At 59.3% G+C, this 24841-nt stretch carries 25 protein-coding genes; 16 read left to right on the top strand and 9 right to left on the bottom strand.

Going from position 1 to position 24841, the window contains the following annotated elements:
- The 9 genes from CKW09_RS19890 (at position 1) to CKW09_RS19850 (ending at position 8897) form a co-directional block, all read left to right on the top strand.
- The gene (locus CKW09_RS19890; RefSeq protein WP_061796858.1) at positions 1–243 is read left to right on the top strand and encodes an acyl carrier protein; all 243 of its coding nucleotides are present in this window, start codon (positions 1–3) and stop codon (positions 241–243) included.
- A 470-nt stretch (positions 244–713) separates the two neighbouring features.
- Positions 714–1262, top strand: a complete 549-nt coding sequence (locus tag CKW09_RS19885; protein WP_061796856.1) for a tyrosine-type DNA invertase — start codon at positions 714–716, stop codon at positions 1260–1262.
- A 483-nt stretch (positions 1263–1745) separates the two neighbouring features.
- On the top strand, positions 1746–2261 hold the full coding sequence (locus CKW09_RS19880) for a fimbrial protein (protein WP_061796854.1): 516 nt from the start codon (positions 1746–1748) through the stop codon (positions 2259–2261).
- Between the two features lie 94 nt (positions 2262–2355).
- Complete coding sequence (locus CKW09_RS19875) at positions 2356–3033, top strand: fimbrial biogenesis chaperone (RefSeq protein ID WP_061796852.1); 678 nt, start codon at positions 2356–2358, stop codon at positions 3031–3033.
- A 102-nt stretch (positions 3034–3135) separates the two neighbouring features.
- The gene (locus CKW09_RS19870; protein ID WP_061796850.1) at positions 3136–5685 is read left to right on the top strand and encodes a fimbria/pilus outer membrane usher protein; all 2550 of its coding nucleotides are present in this window, start codon (positions 3136–3138) and stop codon (positions 5683–5685) included.
- A gap of 10 nt (positions 5686–5695) precedes the next feature.
- A complete protein-coding gene (locus CKW09_RS19865; protein WP_083950359.1) occupies positions 5696–6748 on the top strand; it encodes a fimbrial protein in 1053 nt (350 codons plus the stop codon).
- Between the two features lie 51 nt (positions 6749–6799).
- The gene (locus CKW09_RS19860) at positions 6800–7321 is read left to right on the top strand and encodes a fimbrial protein (protein ID WP_095099044.1); all 522 of its coding nucleotides are present in this window, start codon (positions 6800–6802) and stop codon (positions 7319–7321) included.
- Between the two features lie 120 nt (positions 7322–7441).
- The gene (locus CKW09_RS19855; RefSeq protein WP_061796846.1) at positions 7442–8146 is read left to right on the top strand and encodes a response regulator transcription factor; all 705 of its coding nucleotides are present in this window, start codon (positions 7442–7444) and stop codon (positions 8144–8146) included.
- Between the two features lie 55 nt (positions 8147–8201).
- Positions 8202–8897 (top strand): LuxR C-terminal-related transcriptional regulator, encoded by a 696-nt coding sequence (locus CKW09_RS19850; RefSeq protein ID WP_061796844.1) that lies wholly within the window; start codon positions 8202–8204, stop codon positions 8895–8897.
- Between the two features lie 79 nt (positions 8898–8976).
- Here CKW09_RS19850 and CKW09_RS19845 read toward each other — a convergent pair whose 3' ends face one another.
- On the bottom strand, positions 8977–9528 hold the full coding sequence (locus CKW09_RS19845; RefSeq protein ID WP_061797019.1) for a tyrosine-type DNA invertase: 552 nt from the start codon (positions 9526–9528) through the stop codon (positions 8977–8979).
- 381 nt (positions 9529–9909) lie between these two features.
- Here CKW09_RS19845 and CKW09_RS19840 point away from each other — a divergent pair, with 381 nt between their 5' ends.
- From CKW09_RS19840 to CKW09_RS24765, 3 genes are all read left to right on the top strand, one after another.
- Entirely contained in the window at positions 9910–11562 is a 1653-nt protein-coding gene (locus tag CKW09_RS19840; protein WP_095099041.1) for a multidrug ABC transporter permease/ATP-binding protein, read from the top strand.
- Between the two features lie 394 nt (positions 11563–11956).
- Entirely contained in the window at positions 11957–12073 is a 117-nt protein-coding gene (locus tag CKW09_RS19835) for a YmiA family putative membrane protein (protein ID WP_073970288.1), read from the top strand.
- Between the two features lie 11 nt (positions 12074–12084).
- Positions 12085–12240: a hypothetical protein gene (locus CKW09_RS24765; protein ID WP_165283077.1), complete on the top strand. Its 156-nt coding sequence runs from the start codon at positions 12085–12087 to the stop codon at positions 12238–12240.
- Here the strand turns inward: CKW09_RS24765 and CKW09_RS19830 are convergent.
- Together CKW09_RS19830 and CKW09_RS19825 are read right to left on the bottom strand one after the other, a co-directional pair.
- Positions 12237–13457, bottom strand: a complete 1221-nt coding sequence (locus CKW09_RS19830; RefSeq protein ID WP_061796840.1) for a CynX/NimT family MFS transporter — start codon at positions 13455–13457, stop codon at positions 12237–12239. The genes CKW09_RS24765 and CKW09_RS19830 overlap by 4 nt on opposite strands.
- 356 nt (positions 13458–13813) lie before the next feature.
- Positions 13814–15547 (bottom strand): ABC transporter ATP-binding protein/permease, encoded by a 1734-nt coding sequence (locus tag CKW09_RS19825; RefSeq protein ID WP_061796837.1) that lies wholly within the window; start codon positions 15545–15547, stop codon positions 13814–13816.
- Positions 15548–15719: 172 nt separating this feature from the next.
- On the opposite strand from CKW09_RS19825, the gene CKW09_RS19820 reads away from it, so the two are divergent.
- On the top strand, positions 15720–16427 hold the full coding sequence (locus tag CKW09_RS19820; RefSeq protein ID WP_095099038.1) for a tetratricopeptide repeat protein: 708 nt from the start codon (positions 15720–15722) through the stop codon (positions 16425–16427).
- Positions 16428–16464: 37 nt separating this feature from the next.
- Here the strand turns inward: CKW09_RS19820 and CKW09_RS19815 are convergent, their stop codons facing one another.
- Together CKW09_RS19815 and CKW09_RS19810 are read right to left on the bottom strand one after the other, a co-directional pair.
- Positions 16465–17115: a DsbA family protein gene (locus CKW09_RS19815; RefSeq protein WP_061796834.1), complete on the bottom strand. Its 651-nt coding sequence runs from the start codon at positions 17113–17115 to the stop codon at positions 16465–16467.
- A 77-nt stretch (positions 17116–17192) separates the two neighbouring features.
- Entirely contained in the window at positions 17193–18077 is an 885-nt protein-coding gene (locus tag CKW09_RS19810; protein WP_061796833.1) for an MBL fold metallo-hydrolase, read from the bottom strand.
- Positions 18078–18186: 109 nt separating this feature from the next.
- On the opposite strand from CKW09_RS19810, the gene CKW09_RS19805 reads away from it, so the two are divergent.
- Positions 18187–19095, top strand: a complete 909-nt coding sequence (locus CKW09_RS19805; protein ID WP_095099035.1) for a LysR family transcriptional regulator — start codon at positions 18187–18189, stop codon at positions 19093–19095.
- 318 nt (positions 19096–19413) lie between these two features.
- Complete coding sequence (locus CKW09_RS19800) at positions 19414–20568, top strand: MFS transporter (protein WP_061796830.1); 1155 nt, start codon at positions 19414–19416, stop codon at positions 20566–20568.
- Here the strand turns inward: CKW09_RS19800 and CKW09_RS19795 are convergent.
- Positions 20558–21481: a LysR family transcriptional regulator gene (locus tag CKW09_RS19795; protein ID WP_061796828.1), complete on the bottom strand. Its 924-nt coding sequence runs from the start codon at positions 21479–21481 to the stop codon at positions 20558–20560. The two genes, CKW09_RS19800 and CKW09_RS19795, sit on opposite strands and share 11 nt — an antisense overlap.
- Positions 21482–21614: 133 nt before the next feature.
- On the opposite strand from CKW09_RS19795, the gene lysA reads away from it, so the two are divergent.
- Positions 21615–22877: a diaminopimelate decarboxylase gene (gene lysA / locus CKW09_RS19790; protein WP_061796827.1), complete on the top strand. Its 1263-nt coding sequence runs from the start codon at positions 21615–21617 to the stop codon at positions 22875–22877.
- Positions 22878–22905: 28 nt separating this feature from the next.
- Here lysA and CKW09_RS19785 read toward each other — a convergent pair whose 3' ends face one another.
- The 3 genes from CKW09_RS19785 to CKW09_RS19775 all read right to left on the bottom strand — a co-directional run bounded on the left by CKW09_RS19785 (position 22906) and on the right by CKW09_RS19775 (position 24708).
- On the bottom strand, positions 22906–23208 hold the full coding sequence (locus CKW09_RS19785; protein ID WP_095099032.1) for a helix-turn-helix domain-containing protein: 303 nt from the start codon (positions 23206–23208) through the stop codon (positions 22906–22908).
- Between the two features lie 5 nt (positions 23209–23213).
- The gene (locus tag CKW09_RS19780; RefSeq protein ID WP_095099029.1) at positions 23214–23558 is read right to left on the bottom strand and encodes a type II toxin-antitoxin system RelE/ParE family toxin; all 345 of its coding nucleotides are present in this window, start codon (positions 23556–23558) and stop codon (positions 23214–23216) included.
- 139 nt (positions 23559–23697) lie between these two features.
- Positions 23698–24708: a LacI family DNA-binding transcriptional regulator gene (locus tag CKW09_RS19775; RefSeq protein ID WP_095099026.1), complete on the bottom strand. Its 1011-nt coding sequence runs from the start codon at positions 24706–24708 to the stop codon at positions 23698–23700.
- Positions 24709–24841 lie beyond the last annotated feature (133 nt).

Raw genomic sequence — 24841 nt, 5'->3', positions numbered from 1 at the left:
ATGGAAAAGTATCGAATGCTGTATGAAAAAGTTTGCGCGCTGCTGTATGAGGCCAGAGAACTGGAGCCGGCCTCGCTGTCGGCGGATATATCGCTGCTGCAGCTGGGTCTGGATAGCCTGGATTATGTGGAGCTGATGTTATTGGCCAAACGAGAGTTTGGCATTGCGTTAAACGCCGAGCTGTTTCTCGAGCAGCCGGATATGACATTGGGCGAACTGTGCCGTTACATGGCCCTGCAATAATGTATTGATGCCAGGCTCCGGGCGTTTTATCCCGGCGCCGGCAAACGCGATGTGAAATCCCTTCCTGAAATGGCCCCTTCATTTTATCTAAACGCGTTAATGCCAAAGGCTGCCTGCGGCCTTATAGCATCGGCACAGCGATTAAGATTATTCTTTTTTTTGTGGTTTAAATGGCCGCGGTGAGGGCGAATAACCCGTCAGGCGGAGCGCTGATATTAACTTTTTCGAAGCGATTACCCGCGCGTTCATTTTGAAAACGTTAGCGTTGCGCCATTTTCATTACCGGCAAACGGCTTGATTTCAGGCGGGGAATAGCGCCGCAGCCGGGCTGTTCACCTCCGGCAATTCCGCTATACTCCGCGCAGGATGCAGGAACCCGTCCGTAAACCGGAGCGCGCTCCGGGTATCCATTGTGGTGATGTAAAAGGAAAATGACAGCCACATTTTTCTGATCAAGTTATCGAGGTAGCATGTCCAATCGTAAACATCTGACGCCTTCCGAAGTGGAGCGGCTGCTTGAGGTTACGCTGCAAGGAAAGAATCCAGAACGCGATTATTGTTTGATTTACATGTGTTTTATTCATGGCTGCCGCGCAAGTGAGATCGGCGGATGGCGTTTGTCGGATATCGATCTTGAAGGCGGCAATATTTATGTTCACCGCTTGAAAAACGGTTTTTCCACCGTGCATCCGTTATATCTGCGCGAAAGGCAGTGCCTGCGGCGTTGGCTGGATAAACGTAAACAGCATCGTGGGGCCGATGGGGAATGGTTATTCCTCTCAAACCGCGGCGGACGTTTGTCGCGGCAGCGCATTTACTGGCTGATTCGCAATTACAGCAAGGAAGCCGGGCTGGAGGTCAATGCGCATCCGCATATGCTGCGCCACGGCTGTGGGTTCGCCCTGGCGGACAAAGGCATTGATACGCGGTTGATTCAGGATTATCTGGGGCATAGGAATATTCAGAATACCGTTATTTATACCGCCAGCAACGCTCAGAGGTTTAAGGAAATCTGGTAAGTAAACTTTAAGTTAATAACCTGAAGGAGTCACTTTGAGCTAAACTGAAACATACTCTAAGGATGAGTAAAACCAATGTCAATAGTCGTATCAGCGCTTTCTTAATCATTCATTATTTTTCATTTAAATCAAGTGGGTAGCGGTGTTTTTTTCAATGACAGCCCCGTTGGCTCTAAGTATTATCTTATTCCATTTCCGTCCGCCAATAACTCCCGCGCCGAAACTCCGGTTTTTTTAAACGCTAATCAAGCTTAATAATTGCCATCCTGAGAATTAAATTCTAAAAACTAGCTGTGCGTTGGTTTAAAAAACCAAAGGAGTCACTTTAGCTCAAAATGAATCGTTTGGATGAATGAACTCACGGCAATTAATAATTATTGTCGAAGAGGGTGTCCTGACTGTCGAGCTAAATAAAAGGAGTGACATAGGGTTATGTCGGAAATAAACCAATGCATATTTGCATACCTTTTAAAGGAAAGTAGGATGAAAAAGAATTTATTGGCCCTGGCCGTATTGAGCGCATCTGCATTTACCCCTGCCGTATTCGCCGCCGATGGCGCCCTGAATATTACGGGTTCTATTACTGAAGAATCTTGTACCGTAGACGCCGATTCGCAGAACAAGCAGATTGTGCTGGGCAAAATCGCCAAAGATGCCTTTACCGCGTCCAAAACCGCGGGCGCCAAAGCCTTCAACCTGGTGCTGAAAAACTGCCCTAACACCGTTTCCGGCGCCATCGTCCGTTTTGACGGCACCCAGATCCAGGGGCAATCAGGACTGCTGGCCTTGACCGCTGACGCGGATAAAGCAAAAGGCATCGGCGTACAGCTTCTGGACGATGCCAGCAACGTGATCAACATCGGTAACGATTCCCGTCAGTATTCACTGGCAGAAAATCAAGACAACGTCCTGGGCTTCGTTGCCCGCTACTACGCCTATGACACCGTCAGCGCCGGTAGCGCCAACGCCACCGCCAACTTCACGATCGTTTATCAGTAAGGCCGTCAGGTCATCGTAACAAGGTAATTGGCTAACGGAGCCAGAGAGGCATGTCTCTGGCTCTTTACGCATAGACGATGGGGCAGAAAACAAAATGAAAGCAGGATATTTCACGCTGGCCGCAGCGTTGATGATGATGTGCTGGAGCCAGGTACAGGCTGGCGTGGTGGTGGGGGGCACTCGCCTGATTTATGACGGCGCCAAGAAAGAGTCGGCGCTGAGCATCAATAACCCGGACGCCGTGCCTTATCTGATTCAGTCCTGGGTGGATGCGCAAGAGGGCGACAGCGCCAAGGCGCCTTTCATCATCACCCCGCCGCTGTTTAGATTGGATGGCGGGCAAAACAATCTGCTGCGGGTAGTGCGTGCGGGCGGCAATTTGCCGGCGGACAAAGAATCGCTGTATTGGCTGAACGTAAAGGCCATTCCTTCCGTGGAGAAAAAAGACAATACGCTGCAGATCGCCATCAAGACGCGCATCAAACTGATTTATCGCCCTCAGGGGCTGTCCGGCAATCTGGAAGAGGCGGTCGGCAAGCTGGCCTGGCGGCGCAGCGGCAATCGCCTGCAGGTGAGCAATCCGTCACCTTATTACCTCACCTTCTTTAATTTGAAACTCAACGGCAGCGCCGTTGCCGGCAGCACCATGGTCGCGCCGCAGGCCACCGCCAGCTTTCCCCTGCCGGCCGGCAGCGGCGCGGGCGGAAGCCTGAGCTGGCAAATCATCAACGATTACGGCGGTACCGGCCAAACCTTTACCAGCACTCTATAAGCGGGCGTTGCCAGGATGTTGTAGCTCCGTTTGATGGCGGAGCAGGGATACGGCTTGCCGACGTTTAGGCGGGCGACACGATCGGGACAGGGAGTTAAAAGGATGAATAACCCGGATTGTATTGGTCTGCGGAAACCGAGGCCGTTTTTGCTATACCTGATATCTTGCCAGGCGTTGTTGCTGCTGAATGTCGTCAGTACGGCGCATGCGAGCGATTATTTTAACCCGGCGCTGCTGGAAATTGACAACCCGGCATTGCGCGGCGCCGATCTTTCCGTTTTTGAAGGGAACAGCAGCCAGGCTCCGGGCACCTACCGGGTCGATCTTTATCTCAACGGTCAGCCGATAGACACCCTGGACATTGATTTCAGGCTGTTGCGGGACGCGGCAGGAAAACAGACGCTGCAACCTTGCCTGAGCGCCGCGAAGCTGGCCGAGCTGGGGGTAAGGATCGCGTCATTCCCCGCCATCGACGGCGCGGATACCTGCGTCAATCTGGCGCAGAGCATCCCGCAGGCATCCGCCATCTTTCAGTTCAACCAGCTGCGGCTCAACCTGAGCATTCCCCAGGCCGCGCTGAAAACCAATGCGCGCGACTATGTCCCGCCCGAGCAGTGGGACGCCGGCGTGCCGGCGTTGCTGGTCAACTATAACTTCACCGGCGCCAACAGCCAGGTGCGCGAAAGCAAAGGGCAGGACAATAACAACTATTACCTTAACCTGCGTTCGGGCATTAACTGGGGCGCCTGGCGTCTGCGCAATTATTCGGTATGGAATCAATATAGTGGCGGTAATTCATCATGGCGTTCGATTAATACCTACCTGCAGCGCGATATCGTTGCGTTGCAAAGCCGCCTGACCCTGGGCGACAGCGCCACCGCCAGCGACGTATTCGACAGCGTGCAGTTCCGCGGCGGCCAGCTGGCTTCGGAAGATGAGATCCTGCCGGACAGCATGAAAGGATATTCGCCGGTGGTGCGCGGGATCGCGCGCAGCAACGCCCAGATCGTCATTCGCCAGAACGGCTACGTTATCTATCAAAGCTATGTGCCGCCAGGGGCGTTTGAAATCACCGACCTTTACCCCACCGGCGGCAGCGGCGACCTGAACGTTAGCGTGCGCGAAGCCGACGGCCAGGAGCAAAACTTTGTGGTGCCTTACGCCGTGGTGCCGGTATTGCAGCGCGAGGGCCGTTTCAAATACAGCCTGACCAGCGGGAAATACCGTTCCTACGGCGGAGGCGTCGACGAGCATCCCTTTAGCCAGGCCACGGGCATCTATGGCCTGCCGTGGGGCGCGACGGTATATGGCGGCGTACAGGCCGCCAGCAAATATCAGGCCTTGGCGCTGGGCTGGGGGCAAAACCTGGGTGCGTTCGGGGCGATGTCCAGCGACGTTACCCAGGCCTGGACCAAACCGGAAACCCAGCCCAAGGAGCAGGGGCAGTCATGGCGCCTGCGTTACGGCAAAAACTTTATCGAAACCGGCACTAACTTCAGCCTGGCGAGCTACCGCTATTCCACGCGCGGCTTCTATACCCTGCAAGAGGCGCTGGAAAGCTACGGCGGCAACGCCGTCTATAACGATCACAAGAAAAGCCGCGCCGAACTTACCCTGAGCCAGGGCCTGTGGGAGGCCGGCGGCACGCTGTCGCTCAGCCTGTTTAACGAAGACTACTGGAATGACAACCGCCGTTCCCAGTCGGCGAGCGTCAGCTACAACAACAATTGGGAAAGCATCAGCTACGGCCTGAATTACACCTTCAGCCAAAACGGCTATGACAACAACGGCGATCGCAACCACGTCCGCGACCATATTGTGGCGTTCAACGTCAGCGTGCCGCTGAGCAAATGGCTGCCGGGCAGTTACGCCACCTACAACATGAACAGCAGCCGCAACGGCGCCACCAGCAATAACCTCGGTTTGAGCGGCAGCGCGCTGGCAGGCAACAACCTGAACTACAGCATCAGCCAGGGCTATACCGGCAAAGGGCAGGGGGCCAACGGCAGCATTCAGACCGATTACAAGGGGCCCCTGGCTGAGCTGAACCTGGGTTACGGCTACGACCGCCATCGCCAGCAGGTGAACTACGGCATTCAGGGCGGGGTGCTGGTGCATGAAAACGGCGTCACGCTGTCGCAGTCGCTGGGCGATACGGTGGCGCTGGTTCAGGCGCCGGGCGCCGCCGGGGTCAGCGTGTTGAACCAGACCGGCGTGAGTACCGACTGGCGCGGTTATGCGGTGGTGCCTTATCTGACGCCTTACCGCCGCAACGTCGTAGGGCTGGACGGAGAATCCTTCGCCGACGATGTGGATATGACGCTCAGCAGCCAAACGGTGATCCCCACCCGCGGGGCGGTGGTGCGCGCCAGTTTCAACCCTAACGTCGGCCAGCGCGTATTGATGACGCTGCTGACGCGCAGCGGCAGCCCGGTGCCTTTTGGCGCCACGGTCAGCGTTCTCAATGCCTCTGGCGACAGTGCGGGCATCGTCGGCGACGGCGGGCAGGTTTACCTGTCGGGAATGGCCGAAAGCGGTCAGCTGCAGGTTAAGTGGGGCAATGACGCGGCTCGGCAGTGTCAGGTCGGCTATCAATTGGCCAATCAGCCCGAGAGCGGCGGCATTCGCCTGCTCAACGGACAGTGTTTATAAGGGGCATGTGATGACAATAGGGAAATTAACTCAACGGGCCGCGCTGGCCAGCGGCGTGCTGTTCACCGCAATCCTGAGCGCTCCGCAGGTGCAGGCGGCGCCTGGCCAATGCTGGCCGACGGCGGGGACGCATCCGTTTTCATTCGTGTTCGCCCCGAGGCTGGAAGATCCGGCGCAGAACGTGACCGGCATAGTGATCCCCGACGCCGCCGGCAATAACTGGAACATGACCGAAAACTATGATGTGCAGTGTGAATGCCGCAGCCGCACGGCCTCCTACGTTTCCGCCAAGCCAAGCCTGGGAGGGGGCGGCCTGCCGATCGGGCCGCTGACGTACTATGCGTTGAACGAGTATCTGGCGGTGGCCAGCGAGGTTTATGTTGGCGGCAACCTGCGGCAATACATCCCGACCCCGTTCAGCAACGTGTCAAACCGGAAAACAGAACTGCAGCCCGGCGAGAGCTGTGCCAGCGCGCCCTATAGCAGCGGCGCCAGGGGGCGGATCCATCTGTATTTCCGCAAGCCTTTCGTCGGCCAGACCATCATTCCCAACACCAGGCTGGTGGAGAGCTACGTCTCGGTCATCAATGGGGTCAGCAGCACGATCCCGGTTTCCGTGGTCACCATGAGCGGCATAGTGACGGTGCCGCAAAGCTGTGAAATCAGCCCGCAGACGGTGGTGGTGGACTTTGGCGATATTCTCGCCACCGGCTTCAAGACCAAGGGGCAGATGCCGCCTGGATTCACACCGCATCAAAAAGAATTGACCCTGGCCTGCCGCAACATTTCCGCCGGCGTCAGGGTGAGCCTGTCCTTCCGCGGCGAGGCCGACGCCAACATGCCGGTGGCGTTAAAGACCAGCAACGGCAGCATCGGGGTGATGATTGAAGATCGGCTTGGCAAGGCCGTTTCGCCGCAAAGCGGGCGCCTGCCGGTCGATTTTAACTACCCGGGCCAAACCGGCAGCACGCGCATCAGCCTGTACCCCATCAACACCACCGGCCAGGCGCCGGCCGTGGGCACATTCAATGCCACGGCGACTATTCAGGCGGAAATCGAATAACCGGGTTTTGATGGCGACGAGTCAATTTATCCTCATGGAAAGGAGAGCGATATGTTTAATGGATGTAGCGGAATAAGCCGGGTGCTGGTGCTGGCCGGGCTATTGCAGGCGGGGTTGCCGGCGTTGGCGGCAAAGCTGCAGATAAGCGGCAACATCAAAGCGGGAGCCTGCGAGGTGGATGCGGCAAACAGCAATATACAGGTCAACCTGGGCGACAATATTTCCGCCGCCACTTTGGCGACCTCCGGCTCCGCCAGCGGCTGGATTGAGTTTCCGCTGACGCTGAAAAACTGCCCGGCCACCACCACCTCGGCGAAGGCGACCTTTAGCGGCACGGCGGCCGATGAAAACGCCGGCTTATATAAAAGCGTCGGCACCTCGGTCAGGGTGCAGATCGAATTGCAAAACCAAAATGGGGACAATCTGGGCAACGGCAAGAGCATGGTTCAATCCGTCGATCGCCCGTCGCACGAGGCCAAATTCAACCTGCGGGCCCGCGCATACAGCACTCACGGCGGCGCTACGCCCGGCACGATAGAGGGCGCGATGCAAATTACCTTCGTCTATGAATAGCGAGCTTTGACGCTTTGTTCTCTCAACGGCCGGCGCTGAAAGCCGGCATGCCCCGATCATGCTTTTTCTGGCGTCAATACTTTTCCTGAGGAGGCATGCTGCCGGCATCAAGGTGATGATATGAACATCAATGATCAACACGGCACTATCACAGATTCAGTCCCTGTATATGAAAAGAAAAATAGAACCGCAATTATTATGGAACCCTGCCCAATCACCGCGTTGGGGATAAACAATCGGTTGGTAGAATCCTGCGGCTATCGCCGGGATGGCATCCAGCAGGCAGGAAGTCTTGCCGAGCTGAGGCTGGCGTTAGCCAAATATCAGCCTCAGCTGCTGATCATGGAGCTGTGCGGCAAGTCGGAGTCGGTGCTGGATGGCTTGCGCCTGATCGCTGAGGTGCAGGCGGGGTCGCCCCATACCGCATTGCTGGTTTGCACGGCGCTGGATGAACCCAGAGTGCTGAGGCAGCTCATCGCCTCCGGCATTCGCGGGCTGATGCTAAAACAAGAGCCGGCTATCGCTCTGGTGCACTGCGTGCAGCAGGTATTGACCGGAAAGCGCAGCTTTAGCCACCGGATCCGCCAGCGTCACCTGCACGACGCCGCCGCAAGCAAGCCCCTGACGGCGCGGGAGCTGGACGTGTTGACCCAGCTGTTTTCCGGCAAGAGTGTGACCAACGTGGCCCTGACGCTGTGTCGCGATATCCGCACCGTCAGCACGCATAAGCGTAACGCCATGTTGAAACTGGGTTTTCGCAATGATGGCGAGCTGTATCTTCAGGGAAAATGGATGGCCATGAATGGCCCGTCCTTTGTTCGTTAAGCACGCCTGCGGGCGTGCCTAAGGTATCGGGAGAGAAGGAATACAGGAGCAGCACATGCATTTTTTACGTCATCAGCGGTTAAATATAGCATTGATGGATCGTTGCCCATTAACGCTGGATGGGTTGGCGAGCTTTATGGGGACGCTCTCTACCCCGGGCCGGATCGTGGTGCAGGAAACCAGCATGGGGGAGGTCGCTGAAGGGATCATTTACCAACGGGCCGAGGTGCTGATAGCCGAGCTGTGCGGCGTGGATGAGACCGCCGCCCAGGGGCGAGACATTTTGCTTAACCTGTGCGCTCAGTTGCCGGCGCTCAGCGCGGTGGTTTATACCCGCAGCCAAAGCGCCGAAACGCTGGGGCCGCTATTGAGCCAGCCCAGGATCAGCATTGTCGCGCGAGATGATCCCTTGCCGCTGGTGGCCGAGTTTTTCAATCGGGTGTTGAGCGGTGAACGGGTATTGAGCCCACAAATCGGCGCCTGTCTCGCCCGCACCGCCGGCGGTGAAACCGCCTTTATGCGCGAGCTGACCCGTTGTGAAAGCGATGTCCTGGTTTCTCTGTTCAACGGCATGAGCCTGCGGCAAATCGCCGAGCTGCAGCGCCGCAGCATCAAAACGATCAGTGCGCATAAATGCAGCGCCATGCGCAAACTTCAAGTGACCAACGATAGCGAACTGTTTTCTCTGCACGGCAAGATTGCCCGGCAGTTTGCCGGGGAGTGGCCGCAAGGCTCCCGGCGCCATGAATAACGCATAAAATAGGCCGGATCTGAAGGCGGTTAATTCGCCTTCAGCCGTATTTAATCGATATGAATTAATTTGAAGGCGATTAAATATTGATAATGCGGAAACGTTCCACGTTGGCGGCGGTATAAATAACCGTATTCTGAATGTTTTTGTGCCCCAGATAATCCTGAATCAAACGGGTATCGACGCCCCCGTCCGCGAGGGCATAACCGCAAGAGTGGCGTAACATATGAGGATGCACCTGAACGCTGATACCGGCCATTTCTCCATACATTCTCATTAACCGATACAGCTGCTGCCGTGATATTTTCCCGCCGTGGCGGGATAGAAACAGCCATTGGCTGTCGGCTTCCCGATAACCGGGGCGTTGGCCGAGCCACTGCTGCAGCGCCTGGCGCTCCCGGGGTTGTATCGGATGTTGAACGGAGAAACCATTTTTCAGGCGGGATATATGCACCCGATTGGTGGTCAGATCAATATCCTGCAAACGCAATGAGCGCAGCTCGCTGACCCGCAGGCCATGAATAAAACACATCAGTAACAGGCAGCGGTCGCGAATACTGTTTTTACCCTCATGAACCGCTGAGATAAGCTGTTCAATTTCAATCGGGCTGAGAAATTTCCTTTTCTTCATGTTAAACACCTGGATATTGAAGGCGGGCTGGTTGCACGGGTGGGGTTTATTAAAGCATTGAATGATTAGGCGCGGCAAAGAAAATGAAACCGCTCCGTTTTTAAATCACTGAGGTATTTATATACTTTGTGATTTTTCATTTTCATAGTGAATACTTTATGATTGATTTTGGGATCTTTAATTAATTCATTATTCCCCTGTATTATTTGGCTGTGACCTATTTAAATTAACCTTAATACCAGCCGGCCGGCCGCGGTTTCCGTGGCGTGCCGTTCTGGCCTGCGCGCTTCCCGCAGAGCGGCGGCAAAATGAGAATTACTGTTGATATCGATCTCGCGCCGCTTACAATGCCAGCCATCTCAAGATTTCAGGGGGTTTTTCATGGAGCTGTTACGGGTGGTGTATCGCCAGTATCGCTGGCCGTTTTTGGCGGTAATGGCGTTGACCATGGTCAGTGCCGCGCTGGGCATCGGCATCATCGCGTTTATCAATCTGCGGTTGATGGCGGTGGCCGGCAACCCGCTCACCGTGCTGCCTGAGTTTCTGGCGCTGCTGGCGCTGTTGATGGCGGTGACGCTGGGATCACAGCTGGCGTTAACCACGCTGGGCCACCATTTTGTCTTTCGCCTGCGCGGGCAATTGGTGAAGCAGATCCTGGATACCGACATCGAGCGCATCGAGCGGTTGGGCAGCGCTTCGCTGCTGGCCAGCCTGTCCAGCGATATTCGCAATATCACCATCGCCTTCGTGCGCCTGCCTGAGCTGGTGCAGGGCGTGATACTGACGCTGGGCTCGGCGATGTATCTGGGCTGGCTGTCACCGCAAATGCTGGCGGTGACGGCGGTTTGGGTGGCGGTGACGATTTTTGGCAGCGGGTTTCTGGTGGCGCGGGTCTATCGCCACCTGACCAGCGTGCGCGAGGCGGAAGAGCGTCTGTACCAGCACTATGAATCGGCGATCGACGGCCGCAAAGAGCTGGCGTTGAACCGCAGCCGCGCCCAGGCGCTGTATCAGCGGGCCTATCGACCCGATGCCGAAGACTATCGCTACCACATCATTCGCGCCGACACTTTCCATCTCAGCGCGGTGAACTGGTCAAATATCATGATGCTGGGCGCCATTGGCCTGGTTTTCTACATGGCCAACAGCCTGGGGTGGGCAGATACCGCGGTGGCCGCCACCTACTCGCTGACGTTGCTGTTCCTGCGCACGCCGCTGCTGCAGGCGGTGGGCGCATTCCCGACGCTGGTCAGCGCCGAGGTGGCTTTCAATAAGGTCAAGGCTCTGCGGCTGGCCGACTATCAACCGGAATTTCCCGTGGCGGTCGCCAAACCCTGGCAAACGCTGGAGCTGCGTGAGGTTTCCTTCCGCTATGGCGAGACGGAGCAGCAGCCGGGGTTTGCCGTGGGGCCGATTAACCTGCGGCTGCAGCGTGGGGAACTGGTCTTTCTGATCGGCGGCAACGGCAGTGGGAAGTCGACGCTGGCGATGCTGTTGACCGGTTTGTATCAGCCGGTCGGCGGCCAGATTTTGCTGGATGGCGTGCCGCAGGCGCCGGCCGACATGCATGATTATCGCCGCCTTTTCTCCGCAATATTTACCGATTTCCATCAGTTTCATCATGTATTGGGCCCGGAGGGCGAAGCGCCGGATGCCGCGTTGGTCTCTCTTTGGCTCGAGCGGCTCAAGATGAAAAGCAAACTGGAATTTGCGGGCGATCGGGTTACCAACCCGCAGCTTTCGCAGGGGCAGCGCAAGCGTCTGGCGCTGCTGCTGGCGGTAGCGGAACAGCGCGACATTTTGCTGTTGGATGAATGGGCCGCGGATCAGGACCCGCAGTTCCGGCGTATTTTCTATCGCGAATTATTGCCGCTGCTGCGCGAGCTGGGCAAAACGGTATTGGCCATCAGCCACGACGATCACTACTTCGAGCATGCCGATCGGTTGCTGGAGATGCGCGCCGGCCACCTGAGCGAGTTGACCGGCAGTGACCGCGAACGCGCCAGCCGGGACTCCATTAAGCAAATCGATTAATTCGCGGCCTGCGGGCGGCATCAGCGGCCCGCAAATCGCGGGCTGGTTTCGCCGTTCCCGTTACCGGAATATAACGCTGAAATAACTGAGAGAATAGGATCGGGGTTCTGCCGATTTGCCTTAACATTGATAAACTTGTTGAATGTTTATTATTTACCAATGGTTTAATTTTATCCCCTCCAGCTGTGGCACACTGCTCATCTGTCCATCAATTCACGCATCATTCCGGCTAATAACATCACCTTTCTTGACGTTTTTACCCTTGCGCATTCGATAGCAGGCGCATGAGTAGCATGATCTTTTTTAAATGCCATAGGAATAAACTACTTTATTGATCGTTTAAATAGATCAATAATCATATTTCAATCAGTTTAATCTATTGGTGGTAAGCGACGTGGTAAGCAAGGATCAGGCAAACATCAAGCGTAAGGCGTGGTTGTGCGTCTTCATCGGCTGTGGGGTGTTCTGGCTTATGGTCGCCGCGGTGATTTATTGGATGCTGACTGGGTAGGTAATTGACGTATGGATAAAAAACAGGTTAAGGATCGCGAAGAGGTACCGCGCTGTACCCCGCCGAAAATCCCGCCGTCCTGGCAATTGAGCAGCGCGCAGCGCGCCTTCATTGAGGATCTCTGGCAGGATGAGAGATCGCCGCTGCCGGAAGACCCGCAACCTTAACGGATAACGCGGTTGCGTCCGGCGAGCACGCCGAACAGCATTTGCAATAGTGTCAGACACAGCAGCACCGCCAGCGGCAAGCGCCAGCCTTGGGTAAGGTCGTGCAGCAGGCCGAACAGCGTCGGCCCCAGCGCCGCCAGCAGATAACCGACCGACTGCGCCATGCCCGACAGCAGGGTAGCCTGCTGATGATGTTGGCTACGCAGGCCAAAGAACGACAGCGCGAGCACCAGCGAGCTTCCCGCACCCAAACCGGCGAAAATCAGCCACGCCAGCGAATGGCCAGGAAACAGCAACAATCCCCCGACGCCGATAAAAATCAGCAGCGAGCTGCACAAGGCTATCGCGCGCTGATCGCGTGCGCGCGGCAGAAGAAATACCATCACGAAGTTGGCGGCGATGGCGACCACCTGATAGACAAACAGCTCGAACCCCGCCTGCTGCGGCGAGGTGCCGTGGCTGGCGGCAAAGGCGCTGAACCAGCCGATGATGGTGTAAAAGGTGATCGACTGCAGCCCCATAAACATCGCCACCTGCCAGCCCAGCGCGCTGCCCCAAGGGGAGCGAAGGCGTATCGGCCGATCGGTTTGCGCGTCATTGGCGACGGGGACCGCTGGCCGGCGCAGCTGCGGCAGCCAGGCAGCCAGCGCCAGAAGCGCCGGCAGGCCCCAGCACAGCAGTGAAAATCGCCACCCCAGATCCTGCAGCGTCGCCAGCGGCACCGCCAGCCCGGAGGCGGTCGCGGCGACCAGTGACATCACCGCCGCATAGGCGGCGATCATCGCCGCGGCGCGCTGCGGAAAATCCCGCTTCACCAGGGTGGGCAGCACGACGTTGGCAAAGGCTATCGCGGCGCCGATCAGCACGGTGCCAAGCCACAGCATGACGCTTTGCGGCAAAGAACGCAGCAGGATACCGGCCACCAACAGCGCCAGGGCGATGCCGAGGGTGCGTTCGATGCCCACGCGTTTCGCCAGGCTGGGCGTCAGCGGGGACAGCACGGCGAACAGGATCAGCGGCAGCGAATTGAGCAGGCCGGCGGCGGTGGCCGACAGCGCAAGTTGGCGTTGAATTTGTTCCAGCAGCGGGCCGACGCTGGTCAATGCGGCGCGCAGATTGGCGGCTATCAACATGATGCCGACGATCGGCAACCAAGGGTGCCGTAAACGGCTGCGTTTTTGGGCCGCGGAAATAGGGGGCAAAGCGGATTGGGGCATGAGTTCCTCGCACCAGGGCATGCAGTCAATCAGTGCTGCATGGCGTGATGCGTTGATTGACGTTAACGCTTACGTAGCGGCAGAGATACCGATATCTGCGCGCAAGTGTAGGGAAGAAGCCGATGACTGGCAAGAGCGGGCCCGGTCGGCGGGCGGGGCATCGCGGCGTGTCTGAGGAAGAATTCGCATTATGTGATCCTGGTCGCTTTATGAACTAAAAGTCACCGCGCCCGGCGGCGGCGCTTTCGTTTCCGATTTGCGCCGGCATCGGCGCTTCGCTGGCGCCGGGTGAAGTGTGAAGACGCGCAGGCCGACGGCATCTGGGGCGCATCGGGCGCGGAGCGCGCCCGATAAGATCAGGACAGGGCGGGCAGCGGGCTCTGCGCCAGGCGCGCCGGTTGATCCTCGCCGCGGCTGAAACGCCAACAGGTCTGGTGGTATTTGGCGACGCTGTTGCGGTGCGCTACGCTGATCAGCGTCACCTGCGGCAGCTCGTCCACCAACAGGCAGTACATCAGCTGTTCGGTTTCATCGTCCAGCGCGCTGGTGGCTTCGTCGAGGAACAGCATGTCCGGGCGGATCAGCAGCGCGCGGGCAAACGCCAGCCGCTGCTGTTCGCCCGGCGACAGGCGGTGGCTCCAGTTGGCGTGCGTATCCAGCCAGGGCTGCAGATGCTTCAGCCGGCAATTTTCCAGAACTTTCATCAGCTGCGCGTCGGGGTATTCCGCCGCCAGATGCGGGTAGCTCAGCGCCTCGCGCAGCGTGCCGATCGGAATATAGCTGCGCTGCGGCAGGAACAGCGCGGTGACGCCATCGTCCAGCCCGATGGCGCCGGAACCGTAGGGCCAGATGCCGGCGATGGCGCGCAGCAACGTCGACTTTCCGCAGCCGGAAGGGCCGACAATCAGCAGGCGATCGCCGCGCTGCAGCTCGATGCTGGCGGCGGCCAGCAAGGGTTGGCCGTCGGGCAGGCGCAGGCTGAGATTATCCAGCACCAGGGCGTGCTCCGTCTCCGGCTGCAGTTGAATGCCGCGCTCCTGATGGTGTACCCGGTCGACGGCGGCGTTGAACCCCGCCAGACGGTTGACGCAGGCTTTCCAGGTCGCCAGATCGTTGAATGCGTCGATAAACCACGACAGCGCGCCCTGCACCTGGCCAAAGGCCGAGGCGATCTGCATCAGCCCGCCCATCTGAATGGCGCCGGAAAAATAGCGCGGAGCCGCCACCAGCAAAGGGAACACGATGGCGAACTGGCTGTAGAAGTTGCTGGCGATGTTCAGCCTTCGGGTAATGCGCATGATAGCCCACCAGTTGCTGCGGATGGCTTCAAAGCGGCCGCCGAGCTGCTGGGCCTCGCTCGGTTCGCCGTGATACAGCGCGATGGCGTCGTTGTTTTCGCGGATGCGGATCAGGCCGAAACGGAAGTTCGCCTCATAACGCTCCTGATTGAACCCCAGCATGACCAGCGGTTTGCCGACCCACCAAATCAGCAGCGAGCCGAGCGCCGCGTACAGCAAGGCGAACCACACCATATAGCCGGGCAGGGTGACGGCGTGCCGGCTGATGACGAAGGTCATCGGGCCGCTGACGTGCCATAAAATATCGACGAAGGAAAACAGCGTCACCAGGCTGGAAAGCAGGCCAAGCGACAGCGACAGCGTGTATTGGGTCAGCACGTTGAGGTCTTCGGCGATGCGTTGGTCGGGGTTATCGACGATTTGCTGCTGCTCGGTATGGTAATAAGCCTGGTGCGCCAGCCACTTGCCCATGAACCTTTCGGTCATCCAGCGCCGCCAGTGCATTTGCAGCCCCTGCGTCAGGTAAACCTTGTAGACCGCCAGCACGATGAAGATCAGCGCCAGATAGGTAAAGCGCCACAGCTGCGCCTTGAACACCGGGTAGTTCTTGTTCTGCAGCGCATCATAGAACACCTGGTTCCATTGGTTGATCAGCACGCTGATATACACCAGCCCGAGCGACAGCGCGACGATGGCGATGAGCATCGTCCAGGCGCGTTTTTTCTCTTCCGACACCCAAAAGGGTTTAATCAGTTGCCAGACGGCATGTTTTTGCAGCGGGGTCGCGTTCATAAGGTTCCAGGAAAGCGCAATATTCTCTTCAGCATGGGCCGCGGGCCAGTAACAAACAAACCGCGTCTGTAAGCAGTTTTAACCTCGCTAACCGTTTGAAATATCGCTGAGGGATGAAGCCGGAGGGCTTGGCGGTTATACTGGCGCCGAATTTTTGCGGAAAGGACAAGTGATGAAGGCTTTGGTTTCCCTGTTGCTGACCTGCGGCGCACTCGCCAGCGCCCAGGCCAGCGCGCACATCGATGAGCCGGACATCGCCGCCGACTGCCAAAAAGTGGCGGGCTACGCCGCGCTGGGAAAAAGCGCCTATCAGCGGCAGGACTATGCCAAAGCCGCGGACATCTTTCGCGATCAGGCCGCCTGGAGCGAGTTTTGCGGCCTGAGCGCACAGGCGACCGCCACCGCCTACAACAACGTGGCGCTGGCGCTGATGCACGCCGGCGAGCTGCTCAAGGCGCAGGCTTATCTGGGGCTGGCGCCGCAGGACAGCAAATCGCAACATAATCTGGGGCCGCTGCGGCAGCGCCTGGCGCAGCGGCCCCAGCCCGCCGGCCCGGCGGGGATTTACTGGCAATACGCCGGGCGCGGCGTATGGAGTGAGGTGGCGGTTAAGCCCTTGGGCAGGCGTTGGCAGATCGACTTTTCCGGCTACTTCATGCCGAAGATGGGGCTGTATTACGGCCCGAACATGGGGGATTTCAGCGCTGCGCTGCCGATCGAGCGCGGCAGAGCGGTCTACCGCCGGCGCGAACCGGCCGAGGCGATGGTCTGCGATGTCACCATGAGGTTCAGCGAAGCGGCGCTAGACCTGCACACCGAGGGCGATTGCGGGTTCGGGTTCAACGTGCGCGCGGAAGGGCGGTTCGTACGGGTGGAATAACCGGCTCCGGGGCTAGCGCTCCGGAGCCGATGCGCGCTCAGGCCCAGGCGACCGCGCCGCCCAGCAGCTCCTTCCAGGCGGCGACGTTGCCCAGATAGTTGCCGGCCGGGAGCTGGCGCAGCTGCCCGTCGCTGCCCTGCAGGGCAAAGGTCGGGAATCCCTGGCCCTGCACTCTGGCGAGCAACGCCCGGCTTTCCGCGATGTGTTGCGCCGTCGGTGCGCCGCTGTTGAAGCGCATTTCGGCGATGAACGGCGCGGAGGGCAGGCCCAGCTCTTTGGCCAGCGATTCCAGCACCGGGGTGTCGGCAATGCGCCGCCCTTCCTGATAATGCGCCTGCTGAATGCGGTGCAGCATGTCCAGCCCGCGCCCCGCCAGCTTTTCCGCCGCCAGAATGGCGGTGATCGGCGGCTCGGAGTCCATCACTGCGGTGGTATCGCGCAGCAAACCGTTGAAATAGGCTTCGCCAAAGGATTGACCGGTCAGCTCGGCAATACGTTTATCGTGCGGGATCACGTAGTTGCGCCATTCGTCGGTGATTTGACGGCGGTTGTTGCCGGTCATCATGCCGCCGGCGTGCAGGGCCAGGGTCAGCCCGGGAATGGTTTGGGCCGCTTTCACCAGCGGCGCCGCGCCGTAACACCAGCCGCACAGCGGATCGAAAATGTAATGCAGAGTGGTTTCGGTCATCTTTATACCTCTTGATGCGCCGCCGCCATCAGGCCGCGGCGCATGTACATCGTTTATTCGATAAGGTCAGGGCGCGCTTATTGCGGCCACTTCATTTCGCCTTTCAGCACTTTCGCGCTCAGCTCCAGGCTCGACTCATCCTTGAGGTTCGGGTAGTGTTTTTTCATCGCGGCGATCAGCGCGGCGGAATCCTTGGCTTTCGGCAGCTCGCCTTCCAGCGCGGTCAGGTATTGCTGCGTGAAGCTGACCGATTCCAGCGTCTGGGCTGCGCCCGGCAGGAAGTGGCCAGGCACGACGACCTGCGGCTTCAGCGCCTGGATGCTTGCCAGCGTTTGTTGCCAGTGCAGACGTGACTCAGCGGTTTGGTTGTCTGCGACCCAAGGGTGAATGTTGTCGCCGGCCACCGCCACGCCGCCCACCACCGCTTTCAGCGACGGGATCCACACGAAGGTGCGATCCGGCGTCGGGCCGGTCAGGCCTTTCACTTCCACTTTCTGGCCGTCGATGCTGAAGCTGTCGCCCTGCAGCGGCTGCGGCACCACCACCGCCGTTGGCGCGTTGTTTTTCAGGATCGGGCCCCAGTAGGCGACTTTGCCGTCTTTGGTGGCGTTGATGTCCTTGATGGTGCCCGGGGAGGCGATGATTTTCGCGTCCGGGAAGGCGGCCTTAATCACGTCCAGCCCGAAGTAGAAATCCGGATCTGAATGGCTGATGTAGACCGTGGTCAGTTTTTTGCCGGTGGCCCTGATTTTTTTCACCAGTTCTTCGGCGTCGTTGCGCTGGAACTGGGCGTCGATCAGCGCCACTTCGTGTTTGCCGCTGATGATTTCGGAAGAGACCGGGAAGACGCTTTTCTCGCCCGGGTTATAAACTTCCAGGGTCAGGGCGTCGGCCGCGGTGGCGTAAGCGCTCAGGGTGGCGAAGCCGGTGAAGGCCAGGGTCAGTAATGATTTCTTAAACATGGGCAGGGGTCCTTTGGCGGTCAATTGATGTTGTAGAGATGTTAGGTTGCATAAAGCGATAGAAAAACCGGATAATGAGCAATTATTCATTGCGTAAATCGGACGAATCATGGATCGCATTACCGCAGCTGAGGTTTTTATCACCATCGTCGATCGCGGCAGCATGATTGCCGCCGCCGAGACGCTGGAGATGTCGCGCGCGATGGTGACCCGCTATCTGGCGCAGATGGAACAATGGGCCGGGGCGCGTTTATTGCACCGCACTACCCGTAAGCTTAGCCTGACCGACGCCGGGGAGCGCACGCTGGAGCGCTGCCGCCAGATGTTGGCGCTGGCGGGCGAGATTGACCTGGTGGAGGGGGAACCGAGCGACGAACTGCGCGGTCTGCTGCGCATCACCTGTTCGCAGTCGCTGGGCCAGACGGCATTGGTCGGGGCGGTCACCCAGTATCTGAAGCTGCACCCGCAGGTGGCGGTCGATTTGCAAATGAATAACCGGGCGGTAAACCTGGTGGAGGAACGTATCGATCTGGCGCTGCGTATCACCAACGAACTGGATCCGAATCTGATCGCCCGGCCATTATCCACCTGCGCTTCGGTGGTTTGCGCCTCTCCGGCTTACCTGGCGGCGCACGGCACCCCGCGGCATCCGCAGGATTTGGCGCTGCACAATTGCCTGACCTACTCGTACTTCGGCAAAAGCCTGTGGCACTTCGATTCCCAGGGCGTCAAGTCGGCGGTGGCGGTCAGCGGCAACCTGAGCGCCAATGAGTCGGTGGTGCTGATGGCCGGCACGGTGCAGGGGGCGGGCATTTCCCTGCAGCCTTACTATTCGGCGGCCCCGTTGCTGGCCAGCGGTGAGCTGATCGAACTGCTGCCGGATTATCGGCCGCAGTCGATGGGCATTTACGGCATCTATACCTCGCGCCGCCAGATGTCGGCCACGCTGCGCACCATGCTGGACTTTTTGGTGGCGTGGTTCGCCGACAATCCGGGCTGGCGGGCGACGCTGCGCTGATAGCGTTAACACCGCGGCAACATTTTCACACATTTATCATCGTTAACGCATTCAAGCGCTTAGCGCGCCAACCTGAATTTTTTGTGCGCTATCACAGATTTGTCACTGGTTTTCATTCCTGCCACCATGCTATTTCTGTAGCGTGAAAAGCGCGAATAAGACTTAATAATTATAGGGTTAACCGGATGCCCCGCCGCTTGAAACACCCAATCTGACCCTTCTTTTTCGGGTAGCCCTGGCGGCTGCCCGGGATTACCTTTGTTTATTATCGGCCCCGCGCGCCTGACGCCGGGGCCTTGTTGACTGGGAGCGTTACGCATGCCTGTTTCTCTGCTCGCACTGGCATTAAGTGCATTTGCCATCGGCACCACCGAATTCGTCATCATGGGGTTGTTGCCCGAGGTGGCGGGAGATCTGCAGGTGTCCATCCCCTCGGCCGGCTGGCTGATCAGCGGCTATGCGCTGGGCGTGGCGATCGGCGCGCCGATCATGGCGCTGCTGACCGCCAGGCTGCCGCGCAAAAATACGCTGCTGCTGCTGATGGGGATCTTCATCATCGGCAACATCATGTGCGCGCTGGGTTACAGCTATGACTTCCTGATGCTGGCCCGCATCATCACCGCGCTCTGCCACGGGGCGTTCTTCGGCATCGGCGCGGTGGTGGCCGCCAATCTGGTGGCGCCAAATCGCCGCGCCTCCGCCGTGGCGTTGATGTTTACCGGCCTGACGCTGGCCAACGTGCTGGGGGTGCCGCTCGGCACCGCGCTGGGCCAGGCGCTGGGCTGGCGTTCCACCTTCTGGGCGGTGGCGGTGATTGGCGTGCTGTCGCTGCTGGCGCTCTACAGCAAGCTGCCTTCGCTGAAGGATGAGGCCCCGACCGATCTGAAAAAAGAGCTGGCGGCGCTGCGCGGCGGCGGCATCTGGCTGTCGCTGCTGATGACGGTGGCGTTCGCCGCCTCGATGTTTACGCTGTTCACCTACATTGCGCCGCTGCTGACCGACGTGACCGGCGTGTCGGCGCACGGCGTGAGCTGGACGCTGCTGCTGATGGGCGTTGGGCTGACGCTGGGCAATATTGTCGGCGGGCGCCTGGCGGACTGGCGGCTGGCGCTGACGCTCAGCTGCACTTTCCTGACGATCGCGCTGTTCGCCGCGCTGTTCAGCTGGACCAGCCACTCGCTGGTGCCGGCGGAAATGACCCTGTTCCTGTGGGCCGCCGCCGCGTTTGCCGCGGTGCCGGCGCTGCAGATCAACGTAGTGACCTATGGCAAGAAAGCGCCGAATCTGGTCTCGACGCTGAACATTGCGGCGTTTAACGTCGGCAACGCCATCGGTGCCTGGGTGGGCGGCGTGGTGATCGCCCAGGGGCTGGGGCTGACCAGCGTACCGCTGGCGGCCGCGGGCATCGCTCTGCTGGGGCTGCTGCTGTGTCTGGTGACCTTCAGCCGCGCCAAGCGCCCGGTCAGCGTGTGATGACCGCCGCCAGGCGGGCGGGGAGCGTCTCCGCCTGGCGGCGCAAATGTTCGATAAAGGCCGTGACCAGCGCCGACGAAGGGCGATGCAGCGGCCGGATCAGGCTGACGGTGAACGGCACCTCGACGCTGAACGGCCGCACGTGTACGCCGTTGCCGGCGTAGTCGAGCGCCGTCAGCGGGTTGACGATCGACAGCCCGACCCCTTCTCTCACCATCGCGCAGACTGACGCCGCGCTGTGGGTTTCCATCACCAGGCGGCGATCGACCCTCTGCTCATTGAACAAGGCATCGAATAGCTGCCGGTAGCTGTCGGTGCTGGACAGGCTGATAAAGTTCTGGCCGGCGAAGTCCTGCGGCGTCAGCCTGGCTTTCGCCAGCAGCGGGTGGCCGGCCGGCAAGACGCACACTTCGTTCAACGTCATTAACGTCATCCGTTCGGTGCCCGCCGGCGTCAGGGTATTTTCGGTCATCCCCAGATCGTGACGCTGCGCCGACAGCCACTCTTCCAGCAGCGGCGATTCCTGCGGGATCACGCTAAAGCTGACCTCCGGATAGCGCTCGATAAAGGGTTTGCACACCGCCGGCAGCAGCGATTGGGAGAAAACCGGCAGGCAGGCGATAGACAGCTGCGCCTGCTGAAACTGGCGGATGCCGGCGGCGGCGTTGACGATGCGATCGAGGCCGTAATAGGAGCGCTGCACCTCTTCAAACAGCCGCAGCCCCTGCACCGTGGGGGATAAACGGCCGCGCACCCGATCGAACAGCTGCAGCTGGATTAGTTTTTCGAAGCGCGCCAGTTCGCGGCTGACGGTCGGCTGCGAGGTTTGCAACAGCGCGGCCGCCTCGGTCAGGTTGCCGGTGGTCATGACCGCCTGGAAAATTTCAATCTGGCGCAGGGTTATCGCATGCATGGGACGGCTCGATAAAAGGAGAATGCTATATCATAAATGAATAGACTTCGGCTAAATAGATATTTTTCAACCGACCAAGAGTGCGGCACTATGACGGCATATCAACCGCCACTTTCGCTTTGGGAACACCATCATGCCTCGCCCGTTGAACGACAGCTCCACCGCCCTGAACGCCGCTAACCTGCTGGATTTGCCGCAGCGCTTTGGCTGCCCGGTTTGGGCCTATGACGCGGATATCATCAGCCGGCGCATCGCTCAGCTGCGCCGTTTCGACGTGATCCGCTTTGCCCAGAAGGCCTGTTCGAACATTCATATTCTGCGCCTGATGCGCGAACAGGGGGTGAAGGTGGACTCGGTATCGCTGGGGGAGATTGAACGCGCGCTGCAGGCCGGTTTCCAGCCCGGCGGCGAGCCGAGCGAGATCGTGTTTACCGCCGACGTGCTGGATCAGGCTACGCTGGCGCGCGTCAGCGAGCTGAAGATCCCGGTTAACGCCGGGTCCATCGACATGCTGGAGCAGCTTGGCCAGGCATCTGCGGGGCATCCGGTGTGGCTGCGCATCAACCCGGGTTTCGGCCATGGGCACAGCCAGAAAACCAATACCGGCGGCGAAAACAGCAAGCACGGCATTTGGCATGCCGATTTGCCGCAGGCGGTGGAAAAAATTCAACGGTATGGGCTGAAGCTGATCGGCGTGCATATGCATATAGGTTCCGGCGTCGACTACCAGCATCTGGAGCGCGTCTGCGATGCGATGGTGCAGCAGGTGATCGCGCTCGGTCAGGACATCAGCGCCATTTCCGCCGGCGGCGGTTTGTCGATCCCTTACCTGTCTGGCGAAGAGGCGATTGATACCGAACACTATTTTGGCCTGTGGAACAGCGCGCGCGAACGCATCGCCGCCCATCTGGGCCATCCGGTGCACCTGGAGATCGAACCGGGGCGCTTCCTGATGGCGGAGGCCGGGGTGCTGGTGGCCGAAGTGCGCGCGGTGAAAGACATGGGCAGCCGCCATTTCGTGCTGGTGGACGCCGGTTTCAACGACTTGATGCGGCCGGCGATGTACGGCAGCTATCACCATATTTCGCTGCTGCCGGCGGATGGCCGCGATACGGCGCAGCAGCCGCTGCGAGAGACGGTGATCGCCGGGCCGCTGTGCGAATCCGGTGACGTCTTTACCCAACAGGCGGGCGGCGGGGTGGAAACTCGCGAGCTGCCGCCGGTGAAGGTCGGCGATTATCTGGTGTTCCACGACACCGGCGCTTACGGTTCGTCGATGTCTTCCAACTACAACAGCCGCCCGCTGCTGCCGGAAGTGCTGTTCGAAAACGGCGAGCCGCGCTTGATCCGCCGCCGCCAGACCATCGAAGAGTTGATCGCGCTGGAACTGATCTGACGGCTTATCGGGCGGCCCGCTCGCCCTGTCACAGCGTCATGCGGCGGTGCTGGCCGTTGGGCAGTCGGACATCCAGCGACAGCGTACCGCCCATGGCTTCTATATAGCGTTTAAGCGAAGACAGTTTTATCTCGCTGCCGCGTTTTTCCAGGTTGGCGACTGAGGGTTGGCTGATGCCAAGCCGCTTCGCCAGCTCGACCTGCGAAACCGCCAACTCTTCCCGCAGCATCGCCAGCCGCAGTTCAAAAATTTCTTGGTCCGCTTTTTGCCTGGCCGCCGCAACGACGGCGGGATCGAGCTTATCGATCCGATGGGATAAAGGTTTGGCCATTTGCGTTACCTCTGGGTTGCCAGATAATGTGAGAACTCCCTGGCGGCGATGGGCAACAGGCGCTGGCAGAAACGCTTGTCGCCGGTTTTGTCGCCACCGCACAACAGCACCGCCTGCCGTTGTGGATCGAAGGCGAAAAAAAACCGAAACGGGTGGCCGCGGTGTTGAATGCGCAGCTCTTTCATGCGGTGTATTGAACCGGGAAAATGCAGCGTGTCGGCATATGGCCTTGCCAGCTGGGGGCCGAATTCCTGCAGTTTGAAAATCCCCGCCAGGATGCTTTTTTGCTGGTCGCCACTCAGCGATAAAAACCAGGCGTCGAATATTTCGACGGTCGCGACCTGCCACATGACGCGCTCCGAATATAGTCTATATGCTATATAGTGTAAGGGTTATTGTTTGTACAATATGCACCAAGACAGCGGAGGGATAACATCACAGTGAGGGAAATGCGGCGCACTACGCAATCAGCGTCCGCGCCAGCGGCAATTAACCGGCGTAGGGGCCGGGCGCTACCGAGTCGCGCAGTTTCAGTTCGCCGGTGAACGGCGCCAACGGCTGCACTTTGTCACCGTTGATCAAGCGGAACGCCTGGCTGATGGCGGCTTCAATCATGCTGTCGATCGGCAGGTAAACGGTGGAGAGGGCGGGTTGCAGGTAGGCGGCGCTGGGTTCGTCGTCGAAGCCGAACAGCGAAACGTCCTGCGGCAGGCGTTTGCCGCCCTCATGCAGCGCCTTCATCGCGCCGACCGCCATGTCGTCATTGCAGGCGAACAGCGCGCTGAAGGCGGTTCCGCTGGCCAGCAAGCGGCGGGCGCCCTGATAACCGCTCTCCACGCGATTGTCGCCATAAGCGACGCGGGCGTCGTCGAAAGCGATGCGATGGTGCGCCAGTGCCTGTTGATAACCCGCCAGCCGCGCCTGCGCGGTCGGCGTGGCGATCGGGCCGGTAATGCAGGCGATATCGCGATGCCCCTGGCGAACCAGATAATCCACCGCATGGAAGGCCGCCTGTTGCTGCTCGAAGAACACGCAGCGCGCGCGCGCCTGCGGCAGATCGCGATTGATCACCATCACCGGTACCGGCAGCTTTTCCAGCAGGTTCATCAGCGCGTCTTCGGACATGAAGCGGGTATAGAGCACGATGGCGTCGCAGCGGCGATCGGCCAACAGCTGCACCGCCTGCAGTTCATCCTCCGGCGTATCGTGGCCGTCGGTGACGATCAGGTGTTTGCCGCTGGCTTCAATTTGCTTGGCGGCCTGGCGCAGCAGGCGGCCAAAGTAGGGGCCGTCGAAATTGGAGACCACCAGGCCGATGCTGTTGGAGCTCCTGTTCGCCAGCGACTGCGCCAAAAAATTCGGCCGATAGCCCAGCTCATCCATCGCCCTGAACACCGCCTCGCGGGTGCTTTTTTTCACCTGGCCGGTGCCATTCAGCACGCGCGAAACCGTGGCTTTGGACACCCCCGCGCGAATGGAAACATCCAGCATGGTGATCATCAGCGGCTAACCCCTTTCAACGTCCGATGTGGCGAATAATGCTCAGTCTAGCATAGGGTTAGCCCAAGGCTGCGCGGCTTTTTCACCCGGGATTTTCGCCGGCGCGGCGGCTATGCGGAGCCGTATCCTTACG

Origin of the sequence: Serratia ficaria, from assembly GCF_900187015.1 — a bacterium.
Taxonomy (GTDB): Bacteria; Pseudomonadota; Gammaproteobacteria; order Enterobacterales; family Enterobacteriaceae; genus Serratia; species Serratia ficaria.
The sequence above is the reverse complement of the archived record's forward strand: the minus strand, read 5'-3'. Positions and strand labels throughout refer to the sequence as shown.

What these genes read in the sequence shown, in the direction of transcription:
- CKW09_RS19885 (WP_061796856.1), top strand. Translation starts at nt 714, where the DNA reads ATGTCCAATCGTAAACATCTGACGCCTTCCGAAGTGGAGCGGCTGCTT.
- CKW09_RS19830 (WP_061796840.1), bottom strand. Translation starts at nt 13,457, where the DNA reads ATGCCCCAATCCGCTTTGCCCCCTATTTCCGCGGCCCAAAAACGCAGC.
- CKW09_RS19860 (WP_095099044.1), top strand. Translation starts at nt 6,800, where the DNA reads ATGTTTAATGGATGTAGCGGAATAAGCCGGGTGCTGGTGCTGGCCGGG.
- CKW09_RS19785 (WP_095099032.1), bottom strand. Translation starts at nt 23,208, where the DNA reads ATGGCCAAACCTTTATCCCATCGGATCGATAAGCTCGATCCCGCCGTC.
- CKW09_RS19820 (WP_095099038.1), top strand. Translation starts at nt 15,720, where the DNA reads ATGAAGGCTTTGGTTTCCCTGTTGCTGACCTGCGGCGCACTCGCCAGC.
- CKW09_RS19780 (WP_095099029.1), bottom strand. Translation starts at nt 23,558, where the DNA reads ATGTGGCAGGTCGCGACCGTCGAAATATTCGACGCCTGGTTTTTATCG.
- CKW09_RS19870 (WP_061796850.1), top strand. Translation starts at nt 3,136, where the DNA reads ATGAATAACCCGGATTGTATTGGTCTGCGGAAACCGAGGCCGTTTTTG.
- CKW09_RS19855 (WP_061796846.1), top strand. Translation starts at nt 7,442, where the DNA reads ATGAACATCAATGATCAACACGGCACTATCACAGATTCAGTCCCTGTA.
- lysA (WP_061796827.1), top strand. Translation starts at nt 21,615, where the DNA reads ATGCCTCGCCCGTTGAACGACAGCTCCACCGCCCTGAACGCCGCTAAC.
- CKW09_RS19880 (WP_061796854.1), top strand. Translation starts at nt 1,746, where the DNA reads ATGAAAAAGAATTTATTGGCCCTGGCCGTATTGAGCGCATCTGCATTT.
- CKW09_RS24765 (WP_165283077.1), top strand. Translation starts at nt 12,085, where the DNA reads ATGGATAAAAAACAGGTTAAGGATCGCGAAGAGGTACCGCGCTGTACC.
- CKW09_RS19845 (WP_061797019.1), bottom strand. Translation starts at nt 9,528, where the DNA reads ATGAAGAAAAGGAAATTTCTCAGCCCGATTGAAATTGAACAGCTTATC.
- CKW09_RS19840 (WP_095099041.1), top strand. Translation starts at nt 9,910, where the DNA reads ATGGAGCTGTTACGGGTGGTGTATCGCCAGTATCGCTGGCCGTTTTTG.
- CKW09_RS19795 (WP_061796828.1), bottom strand. Translation starts at nt 21,481, where the DNA reads ATGCATGCGATAACCCTGCGCCAGATTGAAATTTTCCAGGCGGTCATG.
- CKW09_RS19875 (WP_061796852.1), top strand. Translation starts at nt 2,356, where the DNA reads ATGAAAGCAGGATATTTCACGCTGGCCGCAGCGTTGATGATGATGTGC.
- CKW09_RS19800 (WP_061796830.1), top strand. Translation starts at nt 19,414, where the DNA reads ATGCCTGTTTCTCTGCTCGCACTGGCATTAAGTGCATTTGCCATCGGC.
- CKW09_RS19850 (WP_061796844.1), top strand. Translation starts at nt 8,202, where the DNA reads ATGCATTTTTTACGTCATCAGCGGTTAAATATAGCATTGATGGATCGT.
- CKW09_RS19825 (WP_061796837.1), bottom strand. Translation starts at nt 15,547, where the DNA reads ATGAACGCGACCCCGCTGCAAAAACATGCCGTCTGGCAACTGATTAAA.
- CKW09_RS19865 (WP_083950359.1), top strand. Translation starts at nt 5,696, where the DNA reads ATGACAATAGGGAAATTAACTCAACGGGCCGCGCTGGCCAGCGGCGTG.
- CKW09_RS19815 (WP_061796834.1), bottom strand. Translation starts at nt 17,115, where the DNA reads ATGACCGAAACCACTCTGCATTACATTTTCGATCCGCTGTGCGGCTGG.
- CKW09_RS19890 (WP_061796858.1), top strand. Translation starts at nt 1, where the DNA reads ATGGAAAAGTATCGAATGCTGTATGAAAAAGTTTGCGCGCTGCTGTAT.
- CKW09_RS19805 (WP_095099035.1), top strand. Translation starts at nt 18,187, where the DNA reads ATGGATCGCATTACCGCAGCTGAGGTTTTTATCACCATCGTCGATCGC.
- CKW09_RS19810 (WP_061796833.1), bottom strand. Translation starts at nt 18,077, where the DNA reads ATGTTTAAGAAATCATTACTGACCCTGGCCTTCACCGGCTTCGCCACC.
- CKW09_RS19775 (WP_095099026.1), bottom strand. Translation starts at nt 24,708, where the DNA reads ATGATCACCATGCTGGATGTTTCCATTCGCGCGGGGGTGTCCAAAGCC.